The sequence below is a fragment of the Scytonema hankhaensis NUACC26 genome, from assembly GCF_045865695.1.
Classification (GTDB): domain Bacteria; phylum Cyanobacteriota; class Cyanobacteriia; order Cyanobacteriales; family Nostocaceae; genus Scytonema.
In genome coordinates this window covers 62,168-78,804 of record NZ_BAACAP010000227.1, presented here as the reverse complement: position 1 = coordinate 78,804, position 16,637 = coordinate 62,168, and the positions used below count along the sequence as shown (strand labels likewise).

Annotated in this window: 11 protein-coding genes; 2 read left to right on the top strand and 9 right to left on the bottom strand. The window is 40.3% G+C overall.

Going from position 1 to position 16,637, the window contains the following annotated elements:
• Positions 1–700 precede the first annotated feature (700 nt).
• Positions 701–1,396 carry a WD40 repeat domain-containing protein gene (locus tag ACKTT2_RS33530; protein WP_407894927.1) on the bottom strand — a complete coding sequence of 232 codons (696 nt, stop codon included), beginning with the start codon at positions 1,394–1,396 and terminating at the stop codon, positions 701–703.
• Positions 1,397–2,007: 611 nt separating this feature from the next.
• Here ACKTT2_RS33530 and ACKTT2_RS33525 point away from each other — a divergent pair.
• A complete protein-coding gene (locus ACKTT2_RS33525; protein WP_407894925.1) occupies positions 2,008–2,382 on the top strand; it encodes a hypothetical protein in 375 nt (124 codons plus the stop codon).
• Positions 2,383–2,395: 13 nt separating this feature from the next.
• Here ACKTT2_RS33525 and ACKTT2_RS33520 read toward each other — a convergent pair whose 3' ends face one another.
• The 7 genes from ACKTT2_RS33520 to ACKTT2_RS33490 all read right to left on the bottom strand — a co-directional run bounded on the left by ACKTT2_RS33520 (position 2,396) and on the right by ACKTT2_RS33490 (position 13,605).
• Positions 2,396–5,050 carry a CHAT domain-containing protein gene (locus ACKTT2_RS33520; protein ID WP_407894923.1) on the bottom strand — a complete coding sequence of 885 codons (2,655 nt, stop codon included), beginning with the start codon at positions 5,048–5,050 and terminating at the stop codon, positions 2,396–2,398.
• Positions 5,047–7,851, bottom strand: coding sequence for a two-partner secretion domain-containing protein (locus ACKTT2_RS33515; protein WP_407894921.1), 2,805 nt, complete (start codon positions 7,849–7,851; stop codon positions 5,047–5,049). The genes ACKTT2_RS33520 and ACKTT2_RS33515 overlap by 4 nt, the downstream gene beginning before the upstream one ends.
• Positions 7,852–7,942: 91 nt before the next feature.
• Entirely contained in the window at positions 7,943–8,275 is a 333-nt protein-coding gene (locus ACKTT2_RS33510) for a type II toxin-antitoxin system TacA family antitoxin (RefSeq protein WP_407894919.1), read from the bottom strand.
• Positions 8,276–8,346: 71 nt separating this feature from the next.
• A complete protein-coding gene (locus ACKTT2_RS33505; protein WP_407894917.1) occupies positions 8,347–9,852 on the bottom strand; it encodes a beta-barrel domain-containing protein in 1,506 nt (501 codons plus the stop codon).
• Positions 9,853–10,008: 156 nt separating this feature from the next.
• On the bottom strand, positions 10,009–12,195 hold the full coding sequence (locus tag ACKTT2_RS33500; RefSeq protein ID WP_407894915.1) for a peptidase domain-containing ABC transporter: 2,187 nt from the start codon (positions 12,193–12,195) through the stop codon (positions 10,009–10,011).
• A 468-nt stretch (positions 12,196–12,663) separates the two neighbouring features.
• The gene (locus ACKTT2_RS33495) at positions 12,664–13,059 is read right to left on the bottom strand and encodes a hypothetical protein (RefSeq protein ID WP_407894913.1); all 396 of its coding nucleotides are present in this window, start codon (positions 13,057–13,059) and stop codon (positions 12,664–12,666) included.
• A gap of 147 nt (positions 13,060–13,206) precedes the next feature.
• Positions 13,207–13,605, bottom strand: coding sequence for a hypothetical protein (locus ACKTT2_RS33490; RefSeq protein ID WP_407894911.1), 399 nt, complete (start codon positions 13,603–13,605; stop codon positions 13,207–13,209).
• 453 nt (positions 13,606–14,058) lie between these two features.
• Between ACKTT2_RS33490 and ACKTT2_RS33485 the strand changes: the two genes are divergently transcribed.
• Positions 14,059–15,492 carry an AAA-like domain-containing protein gene (locus ACKTT2_RS33485; protein ID WP_407894909.1) on the top strand — a complete coding sequence of 478 codons (1,434 nt, stop codon included), beginning with the start codon at positions 14,059–14,061 and terminating at the stop codon, positions 15,490–15,492.
• A 194-nt stretch (positions 15,493–15,686) separates the two neighbouring features.
• Here ACKTT2_RS33485 and ACKTT2_RS33480 read toward each other — a convergent pair whose 3' ends face one another.
• Entirely contained in the window at positions 15,687–16,211 is a 525-nt protein-coding gene (locus tag ACKTT2_RS33480) for a calcium-binding protein (RefSeq protein ID WP_407894907.1), read from the bottom strand.
• Positions 16,212–16,637: the final 426 nt, after the last annotated feature.

Here is a 16,637-nt window from a genome sequence, read left to right as displayed (position 1 = left end):
ATCATCTATCCACCCAGGGCAAACGCATCTAAAATTAATAAAACTAAATGGACAAAAAACTTAGTTTACAAGGGGTAAGCCCGTGCTGTCCGAATAGTATTTAACAAATATTTTGAATTCAAGTACTTTCTCAGCTTTGAAAATGTACTGTATTAGCAATAAAAGTTTCGACACGTTTAGTCAAGAAAAGTTGATATACATCAAGACAGTTCAGTTAAGGGTTACGGGTGAGAATTGTAGGCGAGCGTAAAGACGCAATTCATCGCGTCTTTACATAGGTTGACGGTGAGTGGATTATCTAAATTATAATGCTTATCAGCAGGGTACTATTCGCGCACATCGAGATTCTTGAATTAGTTTATGCACTGCAAGAATTAGGATTGCAGGGCGAGCTTGAGACGGACATAAATTAGTTTATTTTTGATTTGGCGATCGCAGCTACGAGAAATGAATACTTTTTATCGAGTGCCAAATAGTTTATCCACTTGCCAAATTAATGACAGCGAGAATGTAAAAATCTGTAACCCTTGTAATTTACTAATTACAATTATTGTGAAAGAACTCTGATTCCAAAAGTTACTTAATTTATAAATGGGTTGTCATGAGTGTCCCAGCAACTGGAAAACCGTGAACGTATGACTCGTAATTATTTTAAATACTCCCAAATAATAATTTGTTAAGTGGACAAACAGTTTGGCACTCAACAAATGTCATCACAAATGTAGCGACGGGGATCTTCTTGAGTAAGACCGTTATTAGGATTTTTCAAATAATCACGTAGGCAATCGCAACCGCGTTGCATCAGATCATCAAACGATTCAATCTGCCACCATCTCACATTTCCGTCAGTTCCGGCAGTAGCTAACAGTTGACCATCTGGACTAAGACTAACACTCCAAAACCTACTAGTACGATCGCCCCAAAGTGCCAATTGTTGACCCTGCAAGTCCCACAAGCGAGCTGTGCCATCATTTCCGGCAGTAGCTAGTCGTTGACCATCTGCACTAAAACTGACGCTCCTAACCGAACCAGTATGCCCTTTCAAAGTTACCAACAACTGACCCTGCACGTTCCACAAGCAGGCTTTGCTCTCATCTCCAGCAGTAGCTAGTCGTTGACCATCCGGACTAAAACTAACGCTCCAGGCATAATTTCCATGAGCTTTAAAAGTTACCAACGGCTTACCCTGCAAATCCCACAAACAGATTTTACCATTATCGACTGCGGTAGCTAATCGCTGACCATCTGGGCTAAAACTGATGCTAGTGACTAAGCTATCGGCTTGATGCACTTCCCAGCCTATCAACAGCTGACCCTGCAAGTCCCAGACACGAACTTTGCGGTCATCTCCAGCGGTAGCTAATTGCTGACCATCCGGGCTAAAACTGATACACACCAATCGAAGTAAAAAGATTATATTTATCGTTTCAACTGATGAGTCATGCAGCAGTCAACGAAAGGGCATTTATCTCGTTCACAACAAGAGTCACACATACCAGACAAGAATTTTACATTGTTTATGTTTCCACAACGATGCTTTGCCGCATTGCTTCTCCCTTGTGAAGTCTAGCAAACACACTGTGGGGAGAAATCGCTTACCAGTTAGGCGGTGCAGAAGCTTTAGCCGTCCTAGCCGAACATGAAGCCCAATTTATTGAACCCAAAGGCGATGTTTCTACTCAGAAGATTGAAGAAACTAAAGTAGCACTACAAGAATTGGGATTGCACGGCAATATTGAGACGGACTTAGATTAAGTAGATTCAATTTTGATTTGACGATCGCGTATTGCAGTAAATAAAATTGATTTATTATAACGGTCACAAGAAATATTTTCTGAAGCTTTACCAAAACTTCCAATATTAGTATTTTTACTGATATTCAATTTCTAGCGATCGCAAATCTAAATTCATGCCTTCTTTACAATCCAGTCTGCCTAGACAGACTCTGTTTGTATAGCCGCGATTTCCAATCACCGAGGCTAAGAAAGATTATAAAAACAGCAAATTATGAAAATCAAAAAAATCTCTCATCTATCAGCCATAGGATTCTCTGTTTGTATTTTTGCTACTTCTACTACTAGTATTTTTGTCAACACATCTGTTGTTCAAGCACAGAAGACAGCTAAATTCCCTCAAATTGCCACTGTTACAGGCATCACAAACGGAGATATTTCCTGCTACGTTGATTTAATAGATAGCAAAAGGAAAAAATATCAAGGACTATACGCATCTTATGACATTTGTGAAAAAGAAAAAACTTTTTTAAATAAGAAGGTGCGTTTATTTTACGGACTAGAAAAAGTGAATGATTGTCAGAGTGCTGAACCTTGCGGTAAAAGTAAGACAGTTACCTCAATCAAGAGTATGCAGATTGTTCGTTAAAATATCTACAAAATCAAAACCAATTTCCTACAAGAATAAAGGATGCCCAATGATAAGGGCGGTGATAATCTGTGCTAGAAAACTCTGTTAGGAAAGCACGCTGGACATTTCGTAATGCTTCTGCTTTCGTAATTTGGGGATTCTTCAATTCTTGGTAGAACTTAATCATAAATTGAGCAGTTGAGGCATCGTTGACTTGCCACAAGCTAGCTAGTGTACTGCGTGCGCCTGCTTTGATTGCGACTCCTGCTAGTCCCAAAGCTGCTCGATTGTCTCCTGTTGCTGTCTCGCAAGCACTAAGAATAAGTAATTCAATGGGTTTGGAACTTCTTTGATAATCTAAATTCAGTAAGTTATCAAAATCCTTAACTTTGATACGTTTTTGCCAATCTAAAATAAAAGTTTGCTCTGGGTTAGAACTGAATTTACCGTGAGTTGCTAGGTGAACGATATTATAGGGATTGGAATTAATTTGTTTTTGGATGTTTTGCTGGAGAAATGTTTGATTTTCCAACATTTGTGTACGCTGAACGTTTTTCTTGACTCCCTCCAGTTCTACCGCTACGTTATTGATGGCTCCTAAACCTTCCTTTTCAAAACTGGGAGCATCTATAGCACCACCTACTAAAACACTCAGCGATTTTCTCTGAAGTGGTTTGGGTTCGAGAAGTTGCAAACCAGAGGTAACGCTCACAGCATATCTTTCTACGAGGTATTTTGTTCCGTCGTAAAGAACTGCCATTGGTAGATTACGCAACGAACCATCTAAAACAAATACCAAATTTTTTACCTTGCTTTCCTCTCGGTTTTTGGTACTCTCTAATTCAGCTTCAAAAGGTTTTATGAGCCAATTATAAATTTGTTGAGCTTCTTTTTTAATCTGACTGGGGCTGGTGCTGCGTCTTTTCAACGATTGTCGCAGTTGTTTGACAGCTTCGTCTACTTGAGTGTCAGAAACATTTTGATTTCCGTAATGACGTAAGTTGTCCGTGCCTGGTAATTTGATAATAACCTCTAAACGGTCTGATAGAATAATTGGGTAGATAACGGCTGCATGGGGATCTAAATCGTCAATTTTGACTTGTTCTGGTTTGGCACAAGCATCTCCAAAAAAGTTATCTAGTTCTGCTAACTGGAGCGCTTCCATCACGTCACGGGCTTGAATCAAGCGATCGCGATTGGGCTTCGCTCGCAAAAGTAAATCCACCAACTGGCGATACACTGGTTCTACAGTTTCTCGAAAGGAAAACTGTACTTCTGGATTGAGAACAACTAAATCGCCCCGTAAATTATTCAAAGTATTAAATGCTTGAGTGTAGTAACTAACCGCTTTGGTGTCAGCATTTTTGTTGTGATGTGTCTTCTCGGCTTGCATTTGAAGCAACCGCCCCATTTGCCATTGCCATCGATAGGCAATATCAGGTGCATTTGTCGCCTGAGCAATCACTAAAGCCGATTGAGTAAATTCTATCGCCTTTGCCCAGTCTAAAGTATTTTCATATAATTGACCAAGCGTTCCCAAAGCATAGGATTCTGCTTTTTGGTCTGTTAAATTTCTTGCTCGATCAATGGCAATATTTAGTATTTGAGTTATGTTTTCTTTTCTGTCTAATGACCATTTGATTAAAGTTTGAGCAAAATTTACACGGGCATATATGGAAGCTCGACTCTTCGGTAATTTCTCTAAAGAAATCCTAATTTGTGGAAGCAAAACTGCAACAGAGGAATCTTGCCGCTCTTCAAGTAATACAGAAATTTGATTGAGATTTGCTTGAACTTTTGCCGTCGGTGAGATGGCAAGATTAGCTGCTTGTTGATAAGAATTTAAAGCTTTTTGAGTATAATTTTGAGCATTTTCTAAATTTTTTAAGGTTTTTGCATTTCTAGCCAGTGCTATCTCAGTATTCCCCAAACTTAGCAAAACTTTACTTTGAACTTCGGACAATCGCATTTTTTGAGCCACTTCTAACCCTATCTGTAAAATTTTCTGAGATTGTTCCAAATCTCTCCCCTGTCTGCGAATCTGACCGAGGTTTAGTAAACCAGCAACTTTAAAAGAGGGATCGGGTTCTTGATAAATTTCTTGTTCTACCTGAGTGAGAATTTTATCAGCACGACGGTAAAGCCCTAAAACTTGTAGTGCTAAAGCTCGATTGATTTGACTTCCAAGAATTCCCACGCGATCGCGAATTTGCCTGTAAAGTTTCTCTGCTTTTTGCCACGTTTCCAAAGCAGTTTCAGTATTGCCCTTAGCAAGTAGCAAATGTGCTCGAGCATTCAAAGTTAAAGCACGAACTTGGGTTGTGTCTTGACGGTCGGGTAAGGTTTTTAACAAAGATAAACTAGTAGAAATAGCTTCTTCTGCTTCTTGTAATTGCCCTAATTTTTGTTGAGCTAAAGAAGTAAAACTCAGTGCTTGAGCTTGGTTGAGAGTTTCTCCTGTTGTTGCGTATATTTTTGCTGCTTGTTGCAATGTTTTTGTAGCCTCAGCAAATAATCCTTCGTCATAGCTTTTTTTACCTGCTTGCATCAATGCGATCGCAGATTGCTGGGTGATAACAGGTTGCTGTGCGGTGGCAGAAAATAATGTTGGGATATTTAGGCTGAGTATAAAGCTGAGAGCTGTAACCAGGGAAAGAGAGACGAGGGAGTGCTTTTTATATTTCATAAATTTGCCCTAAACTGCTGGCAATCCAAAGGAGATAACCAAGTTCCTTCAGGTGTCACTACAGCAGGCTCAGCCGTAAGAATTACCGTACCATTTGCACTCATTACCCAACCTTGGGCTTCAATAATGTTTGTAGATTGAACATCTCGATCTGGTTGGTTATTTCTTGTACTCCCTGTTTTATCAGATAAAGCTTGTTGCTGTACGATGCGCCAATCTTCCCAACTAGCATCAGGATTAAGGGCTTCATAAGGAGAGGGAGGTAAACCTCCACGTCCAGTTATAGTAAATTCACTACCTTGATTGGCTGCAACACAAAGGTTTTGGTTAATTAATCCTGTCACATCAACGAGCTCTACTGGTAGTTGAACTAATGCTTGTGTTGGATCTGTATCGGGTGTATTGGTAATAACTTGACCGCTCAGAGAAGGGTTTTTTTGAGAAATAGCTGTAATGTCATTACTAGAAAGTTTACGAGGATCGATGTCTTCTGGTTTTTCCGTTCTCAATAAAGTTTGTAGTTCTTGTCGGGTGCGTGGTTGTATTCCAAAAATACCTTGGGCTGTAATGTTTACTTGACCTCCACTACCCTCAAAAGCATTGGCAGTGATGTCACTATTCTCCGAGGGAACAGTAACTATGAAATTAGTTTTGATGTTGATATTACCTCCATCACCACCAGTAGCGCCTGTAATACCTGCTGTTGCAGAAATAAAACTTCCACGGCGCAGAAGTAATATGTCTCCTCCTTTGAGAGTAATATTACCGCCATCTCCAGATGCAGATTCAGCAGTTAACCTTCCAGAATTGTCTAACTGAATTTTCGATGAGGTAAGTTCAAGATCTCCTGCGCGTCCCGAACCTAAAGAAAGAACGTAAAAGCCACTAGCACCATTTGCTAAATTAAGAATTCCTCTCGTTTGGTCGGATTGGGCATATTTATCAATTCGATCGCTTAGTGTAGTATCAATCCCATTGATAGTGACTCGATCTGTAGCAGTGACTGCAATCTTACCCGCATTGCCCCTACCTCTAGTGGTAGAAAAAAGTTGTCCTCCATCGATCGCTTCCACTCGTCTTGCATTGACTGTAATATTACCACCATTGCCATTACTCCTAGTTTCGGCATTTACAATTGCACCGTTTGACACGTTAAAGTTGGGAGTGTTAATAACGATCTCTCCTCCCTTTCCAGAAGATCTAGTTCGTGTAGATATTTCACTAGAATCTCCTCTAGTAGCACTTGCTCCAGAAATGTTGACAAAATCAGTCGCATTAATTTGAATTGTACCTGCATTCCCCAGTCCATTAGTGTTGGCAAATATGTTAGCACCATCTAGTAAATCCACAGACCTCCCAGAAATCGTAATGTTACCCCCATTACCTCTTCCTCCTGTTGACACTAAGCTGTAAATTCCACTAGGTCGTTCGTTTAACCCTGTAATTGTCAATGACCCCGTGACATTAATGTTTATATCCCCCGCATCTCCCTGTCCAACTCGCCCGGTATCTTGATTTACAAAAATAGCACTTTGTAACTGAGCAGCATCTTTTATAGAGAATGAAGCCGCACGGATATCAATGTTGCCTCCTTTACCTATACCCCCAGATCCTACACCACTGACAATAGCAGCATCATTCCCCGCGATCGAAATCGAATCAGAAGTTTGTAGTAATATCCTACCTGCATTCCCTCGTCCAGAAGTACTGCTATCCAATACACTATTAGTTATGGACAAAAAAGCGGAAGAAATAATAATATCGCCACCATTTCCAGTCGCATCACGACTGACTAAGTTTCCAATAACGCTTGACTGTTCAAGTCTAATTGCTTCTGTGGCATTAAGTGTAATGTCTCCCGCTTGAGTGTTAAGCGCTCCCAAACCTCGCCCGATTCCTGCAAAAAGAATACTTTCTTCTAAAATGCTCAAATTACGAGCGTTAATTGCAATATGACCACCAGTAGCACCATCTACATATATACCTGCTCCATGAGTTAGAGTGGTATCTGCTCGTGTTACACCATCAACAAAACTCAAGCTCAAACTATTGTTCTTGACTTGAAGTCCAACCGTTCCACTAGAAGTCAATCCTCCCAACTCAACACGACCATCAAAAGCATTTAATCCCCCGCGATCCATAGTGATATTTCCACCTACCAGTAGTAAACTTCTACCATTTGGAACGCGCAAACCAGTTGCTTTCAAACCTGCTAAATCTAATCCGGCTGGTGCTGTTGAGTTGTTTTGGATAGATGCAGTGGCTCCAATTTGGTTAAAGAGTAAAGCCGAAGGATTGATTGTCAGTAAACCCGGAATATTTGGATTGTCAATGCTAAACAACTCTTGGTTCCCAAATTGAATTGCATTGGCTGTACTTGCGACAAACGACCCTCCAACGTCTAATTTGGCATTTTGACCAAAAATAATCCCGTTAGGATTGATGAAAAATAAATTGGCACTACCATTCACACCCAATGTTCCTAAAAGATTTGAGGGGTTAGTTCCCGTGACTCGGCTGATAATGTTTGTAATTCCGGTAGGATTATTGAAATAAACTCTTTGCCCTTCGTTGATATTAAATTCTCGAAAGCTATGAAAAAGATTGCTCCCTCGTGTAGCTCCACCTTCTATGCGATCGCTACTCACACCCTGTTTAATTTCAACATTTGGTACGAGCGATGAGCGTTCTGTCCCTAAAGTTTCATCTGGATTAATCTGAGCCAGTACACAGTTTCCAGCTAAAAGATTGACAAACCATCCTGTTAATGCATATTGAAGAGCGATCGCACTTTTAAGCATATAGGACTCCTATTTGATTTTTGAAATACACGTAGGTAGGCGCACCATATAAGGCTTTTGTGCGGCATAGCCCTACTTTCACGTTTACACATCAAATAGGATTGCTATATTTCTTACGGAACTTTTGCAGTGTAGTTTTCAGTTTTCCCTTAAGTTCCGGGGGATTTTCCATCACAGACATGAATAAATCTCGATCTCGATCTGATAGCACTAGCCTCTCTTGGGAGTCTATATCTTGTCTGGCGATGGGAAGCAGATGAAAAAGGGTATAAGCACTCAAGGACACTCCTTTGAGGTTTGCGGCTCTTTCTAAGAGTTCTTTTTGTTGTTGTGTCACCCTCAAATCAACTCTACAGTCTTTGGGTGGAGAGGTTTCTGACATTTCAGCAATATGGCAAGTGTCTTCAACATATAATTCTAGCATTTTAATGACTTGCAAATCGAAAATTGGTATTCCTAAAGAACACTAAATATCTATATAAATTGTTGCAAATATTAAAAATCTGCAATCAATTTTGCTTTTCTCAAAAAGAATTGTAATACAGTTTCTTCGCGAGAGATAATATCTGCTCTACCTTGCATTCCCAAACTTATTTGGCATTGGCTTTTGCCTTGAGCTAACACCAAATTTTCTGGTTCTATACTAACCTCGTAGAACGCACCACCCGTCATCATCTTACTAGCAGTCGTACCGCTATTGGAATTAGCACCTTGGGCTTGAGGTGCGATTGCATCTGGAGAAATGGCTGTGACTTTACCTTTAAGAGTACCGTAATCTGGATGGGGACATGCAGATATCCGCAGGTGAACTTGTTGACCAACTTTGACTTTACTCACGTCCTCCGCACTCACCGAACTCTTAGCCATGAGTTTGGTATTGCTAGGAGCAATTTGGGCAATTTCTTCTCCAGAACGCACGGTTAGACTGGTATTTCGCAAGTTGAGTTTGAAGATAGTCCCATCAAATGGGGCTGTGACAATTGTTTGTCTGATATCCATACCCACTTGTTGCAATTCGCGGAAATCGCGATCTAACTGTTTTTGGGCTTCAATCCTTTGAGCTATGAGAGCTTGACGTTCTTTATCCAATGTAGCCAAGCTGGCTCTTCCGGCTGCTTTTTCTTGAGCAATACGTTCCGTTGCGATCGCGACTTCTGAAGAGCTAGGATTTAAAGCAACTTGTGCTCGTTGTCGTTTGGCAACAGATGCAGAAACAGCTTGTTTGAGGCGAGCGATAGTTTGTTTTTGCGCTTCCACAACTGCATCTTGTGCTTCCACTGCTTGTTCTTGTTGTTTAGCAGCGAGTTGTGCTTCTTCTAACTGGTCTTTTGACAGCGCTCCTACAATAGCCGCCATTTCATATCGATTCTGTTTAGAACGTGCAGCTATCAAAGCCGAGCGAGCAGCATTTAAATTTGCTTGTGCCGATCTTAACTCTGCATGAGCTTTATGCAATTCCTCTTCAGATATTCCAACATTAGCTTCAGCCTCTTGAACTTCTGCAACAGTCGTTATTTTTTTATCTTGGTATGAACGAATGCGCCCGCTAAGTTCGGCTTCAGCAGAAGCAATAGTGCGGTTTACGCGGTCAGTTTCAGCGCGGATTTGATTGTTAAGAGCACCAATTTGAGAGTTAATTTGAATAAGTTGTAACTTCGCTTGGTGAATACTACTTTGTAGTTGGCTTTTTTTAGTTTGTAGGCGGGAGTCATCAATTGTGGCTATGATATCCCCTTTTTTAATAAATTGATTTTCTTGAACAGAGATTTGTATGACTTGACCTTCTGTTGCTGCTTGCACAATTCGCAATTCACCAACAGGACGGATAACAGCTTCTGTTTTTACAACCTCTTTATATTTACTCACAGAAGCAATTGGAACTACTAAACTTATGACCCCTAAGATAAACATTCCACCGTAAGTTGTCCAACGACTCAGGGGAGGCAGAAAATCGTTTTCTTGGTTGAAGGGGATAGAATCTGATTTGAAGTAGCCGAACATAGGATTTTGGATTTTAGATTTTGGATTAATTGATTTTGGATTTTGGATTAATTAATTTTAGATTTTGGATTTTGAATTGTTTCTTGGTCACTGGTCACTGATTACTGGTCACTGGTTACTAAATGTTGGGTTTCGTTCCTCAACCCAACCTACTGGTCACTGGTTACTGCTGACTGTTAACAATGACCTTTGAATGTTACCTTCTTCGAGAAAATGTAAGTGTTCGCCTGGAATTTGTCGGAGATATTCTGGAGTTCCTTGGATTTTTAAGCGACCTTGTTCGAGGAGTACAATCCAATCGGCTCGTTGAATGACTTTGGGACGATGGCTGATCGTTATTGTGGTTTTACCTCGTCGATGGTGTAGCAGTTTAGTGAGAACTTCGGCTTCGCTAACTGGGTCGAGAGCACCTGTGGATTCGTCTAAAATGAGTACGGGTGGATCGGTTACAATTGCTCTGGCAATAGCTAATCTTTGCTTTTGTCCGCCAGAAAGATTTGCGCCAAATTCTCCTAAAACTGTTTGGTATTTGTCGGGTAGTTTGTTAATGAATTCATCTGCACCAGCAATTTGACAAGCTCGTACAATTTGTTCAAAAGTAATGTTGGGATAACTGAAGCGGAAGTTGTCAACAATTGAGCGACTCCAAAAGTGGGGTTCTTGAGGTACGAGAACGATTTGCTGTCGCAAGCATTCTAAAGATAAATCTTGTTGGTTGTATATATCATAAGAGATATTACCTGATTGAGTTTGATACAAACCAGTTATCAATTTAGCTAAGGTACTTTTGCCACAACCTGATTTACCAACTAAAGCGATGACTTGACCGCCGGGAATAGTGAGAGAAAAGTCTTGCAGTAGGTCTACTCTACCTGCATGGTGGAAGTTGAGGTTGGTACAGGTGATATCTGCATTACCGGGAATTTGCGCCCAAGGTTTTTTGAAGTCGTTTTCGTCTTCTGGGGTGGCGTCAATAACTTCTGTCAGGCGCTGAATGACAACTTGGGCGGTAATAAATTCATCAATTAAGCCAATTGCTGAACCTAAGAAACCGAGGAAGTTACCACTCATACCGTTAAACATGAGAAGTTGACCAATTGTTAATGTATGATTGATGACTAAGTAACTTCCCAACCAAAGTAAGGCAATATTGGTGAATGTGGAAATAAGACCGGTAATAGTACCACTGTATAACCCCAGTTTCATCGTACTCCACCCCAGGTTGGCAAGGCGACCGTAATTTGTTTGATACTCTTCCCAGGCTTGGGGGGTTGCTTGGGTTGTTTTTAGCACTTGGACGCCGCGAAAAGTTTCTACCAGAAAACCTTGATTTTCTGTGCGTAAAACGATGGATTTACGGGTTTTATTCCGCATCATCGGTACAAAAAGCAGATTAATGCAAGTCAGGATGATAAATGCAACAAAAGAAGCTATGGATAGTTGCCAACTGTAGAACAGCATAATCCCCAAGGAAACCACGGCGATAAAAAATTGGCTGGGTAAACCGAGAACAATTTGGGAAACAAGAGCGTTGATGGCGTTTACATCAGAAATGCGGCTGACGACTTCCCCACTACGACGACCTTCAAAGTATGACAGGGGTAAGTGTAACAGTTTGCGTCCGTATTCTAGAATTAATCCGAATTGCAAGCGCTGACCGAAGTGACCGATGAGGTGGGATTGTACTAATGCGATCGCACTTCTAATAAAATTCATCGTAATCACCCCAATTGCCACTGTTGTTAACAATTGAGTATCTCCCCGTACCAACACATCATCGGTGAGTAATTGCATCATCAAGGGAGAGGCGAGAGAGAGGAGACCAATGGCTATATTAATGGCAATTGCCTGAGCAAGAATAAAGCGATAAGGCCAAGCACGGGCAATAAAACGTCCAAAACCGCCAATTTTATCTTCTGGTTGTTCTAGAAAACGGCTGTAGTCTGGTTCTAGCAAAAGCATGACACCATTGACCCAACCCATCATTAACTCTTTGCGAGTCAGATAACGCATACCAAGGCTGGGGTCAGCAACAATGTATTTTTTCCCTTTTTGACCGTGTAGTACAACCCAGTGATATCCTTTCCAGTGGATAATTGCTGGTAAAGGGACTTCGATTAAGCGATCGAGCATTTCAGGATTAGCTTTTACCTGACGAGCATTAAACCCCAGTGCTTCTGCACCCCGTTTCAAACCCAGTAAGGAAGTGCCTCGCGAACCAGTACCCACAGCTTCCCGCACTCGACTGATAGCAAAAGTACGTCCGTAATGTTTAGCAATAGTGGCAATACAGGCAGCACCACAGTCTTCTTCACTGTGTTGTAGAACAACTTGGTATTTCATAATTGATAATAATATTGATGTACAAAAAACAGTCCGAGGAAAATTTTCAGTAAAATTGTGAATTCTTTGCTGGAAAGCTTTTTGGTTGCTTTCTGTTATTAGTATGATTGATAATTCTGTATAGGAGTTGAGCTAAATTCAGAAGCTCCTCAATTCATTTTTTGTTTAAAAAGTCAGAAAAAGTCAGAAAAAGTCAGAAAATTCAGGTCACCCTAATTATTTGCACCCATTTAGAGTAACTGGGTAGGATAATGTACAATCTCCCTCGTTTGTTATTTATATGAACGCCAGATAATTTCTGAAAAATTTTAAATACTGTAGTACTGTAGCCCACCAAATCAGACTTTTGGTAGGCATTACCCATGTAACGTAGTACGTGGATTTCACATATCAGATAGAATTTCTATAAAGAAACCCGATATTTGAAAAATACCGAGTTTATTAAAACACCTATGTTATGTTCTAGATTTAAACAGAGTAAACATCGTATACAAGTTTGTAATTAGCACCTTCCCCAGTGAAAGAAAGTTCCAAATCTGTTCCTCGTTGCCAAGAGTAAATTTTATTTTCACCTAAAAATTCATCATTATTTGGCCAGGAATCATTTTCCCAAAGGGAAAGTGTATCATAAGCATCAGTAATCTTAAATGCTTTGTCAATAGCGTGAATGCCCTTTCCCGCACCGTCTTTAGACCAAATTGTTTTGTCACCAACTTTTAGATAAGGTTCGTCTTGAGGCCATTCTTGAGTCTCGTAAATCACAAAATGTTTGAGGTAAACTTGAGCAGTTCCACCGCTTAGTGTTGCTCCTTCTTCTGCTGTCATTTCAGTAAATAGTTGTGTTTGAGAAATAGAAGTAGACATTTTTGACTCCTTAATTTTTCTAGTTTGTGCTTGGATATTTTTCGCTGGAAAGCGAATTAGCTTTCCAACGTTAATATGTTTGAGAGTTAGTTGGGTAGAATTTACTCTTTTGAGGTGATGGATTTAGATACCTGAAACCGCTTGATTTTAATAAACATCATAAACATCATAGACAAGTTTGTAGTTAGCACCTTCCCCAGTGAAAGAGAGTTCTAAATCTGTTCCTCGTTGCCAAGAGTAAATTTTATTTTCACCTAAAAATTCATCATTATTTGGCCAGGAATCATTTTCCCAAAGGGAAAGTGTATCATAAGTACCAGTGATATTAAATGCTTTGTCAATAGCGTGAATGCCATTTCCCGCACCATCTTTAGACCAAATCGTGCTACCATCAACTTTTAGATAAGGTTCGTCTCGAGGCCATTCTTGAGTGTCGTAAATCACAAAATGTTTGAGGTAAACTTGAGCAGTTCCACCGCTTAGTGTTGCTCCTTCTTCTGCTGTCATTTCAGTAAATAGTTGTGTTTGAGAAATAGAAGTAGACATTTTTGACTCCTTAATTTTTCTAGTTTGTGTTTGATGTTTTGTTGGAAAGCTTGTTTGTTGCTTTCTATTGTTAGTATGATTTATCCTTTCGGAAAGGAGTTGAGTTAAATTCAGGAGTGTTTGAATTAATTTTTCTTCCAACAAGTTAGAAAAGGTCAGAAAATTCAGGTTAATTCAGATAATCTCAACTGTATGTTGGGTTGAGGAACGAAACCAAACTACGCAATATATTATGTTTGGCGATTTAAGATGGACTTTATAAATGGTCTCTCACAAACTAGGTTTCTGAAAGAGCAATCAAGAGTTGTAAGTCAGGTAATGCCCATCTAAGAGTACTTAACATTTTTCTTGTAGATTTGGTATGACTGTATGTAACACTAGTACTGCGTTCTTGACTCAAGCTCTTATAACTACATTTGATTTACAAAAAAGATTATTATTTTCAATAAAACTATGGATTTCAATTTAAACGAAGCTATTGAAGCAGCTAATCAAGTCGTACATTCAAAATTCAACAGAAAACTAACAGACCTTGAAATCGCGATCGTGAAGGGAGCTTGGCAGCGCGAGGACTATGATACTATTGCTGCTAAACACCAATACGCTACAACCTACATTAGTCAAGATGTAGCGCCTAAATTTTGGAAACTGTTAAGCGATGCTTTGGGAGAAAAAGTTAAGAAAAGTAACTTTAAGGAAGCGTTAAAAAGGTATTGGGAGAAACAATCTTTCAGTGAAGTCGGTAGAAATTTACAAGTTTTAGCGGGCGCAGAAGGGGATAAACAGACTTCTAGAAATATTGCTAGTAACAAAGAAGACTCGCTAAAACAAAATACGCAAATTCAACAAGAACGAAGTCAAATAGAAAAGAACGAAGTTTCAAAAATAGAGGTTTATGTAGAACGTCCTCCTATAGAATCTCTCTGCTACGAACATATTTTACAACCAGGTTCTCTCATCCGGATTAAAGCCCCTAGCCTTATGGGGAAAACGTATTTAATGACACGAGTGTTGAGTCAAGTAGTAGAAAAAGACTACTCTATTGTTTACTTGAGTTTTAAACTGGCAGATAGGAGCATACATTTTACCAACTTAAATAAGTTCTTACGTTGGTTTTGCATCAATATTAGTCGCGAACTTCGGTTACCAGTGGAATTGGATGAATACTGGGATGAAGAGGGTATAGGTTCTAAAGTCAGTTGTACGACATATTTTGAGGAATATCTTTTGACTGAACTGACAAATCCCCTTGTGCTCTGCTTGGATGATGTCGATTTACTGTTTCCCCATCCAGAAATTTACGAAGACTTTTTTGGATTACTCCGTTCTTGGTATGAAAAGGCAAGAAGTCGTCGGCTTTGGCAAAAGTTAAGATTGGCAATCTTACACTCAACTGATGTTTATATTCAACTCAATATTAATCAATCCCCCTTTAATGTTGGGTTACCCATTGAGTTGTCTGAGTTTACTCAGGAGCAAGTCTTGGCTTTGTCTCAGCAACATGGGCTTGCGATCGCATCAAACTCCGTTGCACAACTAATGGAATTATTAGGAGGACACCCCTACCTGTTAGAATTAGCTTTTGCCCATCTTAAAAGCCATCCAGATATAACAGTGGAGCAACTTTTAGCAGAAGCACCAACTGAAGCTGGTATTTACCGCCCTCACTTATGGAAATACTGGTTAGATTTGCAAGAACACCTCAAATTAGCAGCAGCTTTTCAACAAGTGATTCATACACATCATCCCGTACAAATAGAACCTATATCAGCTTATCAGTTACAAAGTATGGGGTTAGTCAAACTCGCTGGTAATAAAGTCCAGCCTCGTTGTAATTTATATCGTCAATATTTTCAGATGCGTTTAAGTAGTGACGAACAAACATAAAAAAACCCACTCGTGCAAGACGGTGGGAATAAACTACTTTCTTGGGAAACTTTCTTCTTGACTTGTAAAGTGGCAGTTAAGCGATTAAATACAGCACAACGCTTGCTGAGAAAAGCGAGAAAAAGAAAAGACGTTCTACTCTATCCACCTCTTTTTGTCATGAATGTCTCTTAAACAGAAAGATTGTGATGAGCTTAGATGAGTTGAACATCAAGATTGGTTGAAAAACCAGAAGGCTTGTTTTCAATAGTGGCAAATTGAACGCCAAGGAAAGACAAAGCACCAGTTGTGCTGTTATAGCTAAAGTCGTTATTAGACCAAGCACCAAATCCAGCTTCGGAAACTAGAATTTTGTCGCCTTCAGTCCACTGGAAGTCTTTGATAACATCAACGCCTTCATACAAGTAGTTAAAGACAAACTTATCAGCTCCATCACCGCCCCACAGTGTATCTTTACCATAACCACCAACGAGAGTGTCATTGCCAGCTTCACCTTTGATAGTATCGTCTCCACGACCACCACTTAGGAAGTCATCACCGTAATAACCCAGTAACGTGTCGTTACCAGCTTCACCATAAACGGTGTCATTGCCATACCAAGCATCAACGTAATCGTCACCAGCCTCAGCGTAAACAGTATCATCTCCTTCATAAGCGTAGATACTATCAGCCAAGTCAGTTCCGTAAAGTGTATCGTTTCCAGAAGTACCGTTAGCCATGTAATTTTCTCCTTTAAAAAGTGTGAGTCGATGTGTACTAGGTAAGTTCGGATTCTCTCAAAAGTTTGCTTCCGATTTGAACCCTCGTTTACTTAACGGAGGTGGCAAGCAGATTTATGCAGGTGTCAAAAAGTTTTTACATTTGTTAACAATAGTGTTAGTGGTTTGTCCATCTTGTGGTGCGCAGAGCAGCGCCGTGCGGAGAGCAGTGCGTTGCGGAGAGCAGCGCCGTGCGGGGGTTCCCCCCGTTGAGGCGACTGCGGAGGGTTCCCCCCGTTGAAGCAACTGCGGAGGGTTCCAAGAGTTGAGGCGACTGCGGAGCTTCTAGCCCGCCACAGATAAAGAACGGGCGAGGACGCCCGTCCCACAAGAGTAAAGTTGGGGTCTTTTTTATTTGGGAGTCCCTAACTTCGGCGAGCAACTTAC

Excerpts from the sequence above, each read along its gene's own strand:
- ACKTT2_RS33525 (WP_407894925.1), top strand. The coding sequence starts at position 2,008 with ATGAAAATCAAAAAAATCTCTCATCTATCAGCCATAGGATTCTCTGTT.
- ACKTT2_RS33520 (WP_407894923.1), bottom strand. The coding sequence starts at position 5,050 with ATGAAATATAAAAAGCACTCCCTCGTCTCTCTTTCCCTGGTTACAGCT.
- ACKTT2_RS33515 (WP_407894921.1), bottom strand. The coding sequence starts at position 7,851 with ATGCTTAAAAGTGCGATCGCTCTTCAATATGCATTAACAGGATGGTTT.
- ACKTT2_RS33510 (WP_407894919.1), bottom strand. The coding sequence starts at position 8,275 with ATGCTAGAATTATATGTTGAAGACACTTGCCATATTGCTGAAATGTCA.
- ACKTT2_RS33505 (WP_407894917.1), bottom strand. The coding sequence starts at position 9,852 with ATGTTCGGCTACTTCAAATCAGATTCTATCCCCTTCAACCAAGAAAAC.
- ACKTT2_RS33500 (WP_407894915.1), bottom strand. The coding sequence starts at position 12,195 with ATGAAATACCAAGTTGTTCTACAACACAGTGAAGAAGACTGTGGTGCT.
- ACKTT2_RS33495 (WP_407894913.1), bottom strand. The coding sequence starts at position 13,059 with ATGTCTACTTCTATTTCTCAAACACAACTATTTACTGAAATGACAGCA.
- ACKTT2_RS33490 (WP_407894911.1), bottom strand. The coding sequence starts at position 13,605 with ATGTCTACTTCTATTTCTCAAACACAACTATTTACTGAAATGACAGCA.
- ACKTT2_RS33485 (WP_407894909.1), top strand. The coding sequence starts at position 14,059 with ATGGATTTCAATTTAAACGAAGCTATTGAAGCAGCTAATCAAGTCGTA.
- ACKTT2_RS33480 (WP_407894907.1), bottom strand. The coding sequence starts at position 16,211 with ATGGCTAACGGTACTTCTGGAAACGATACACTTTACGGAACTGACTTG.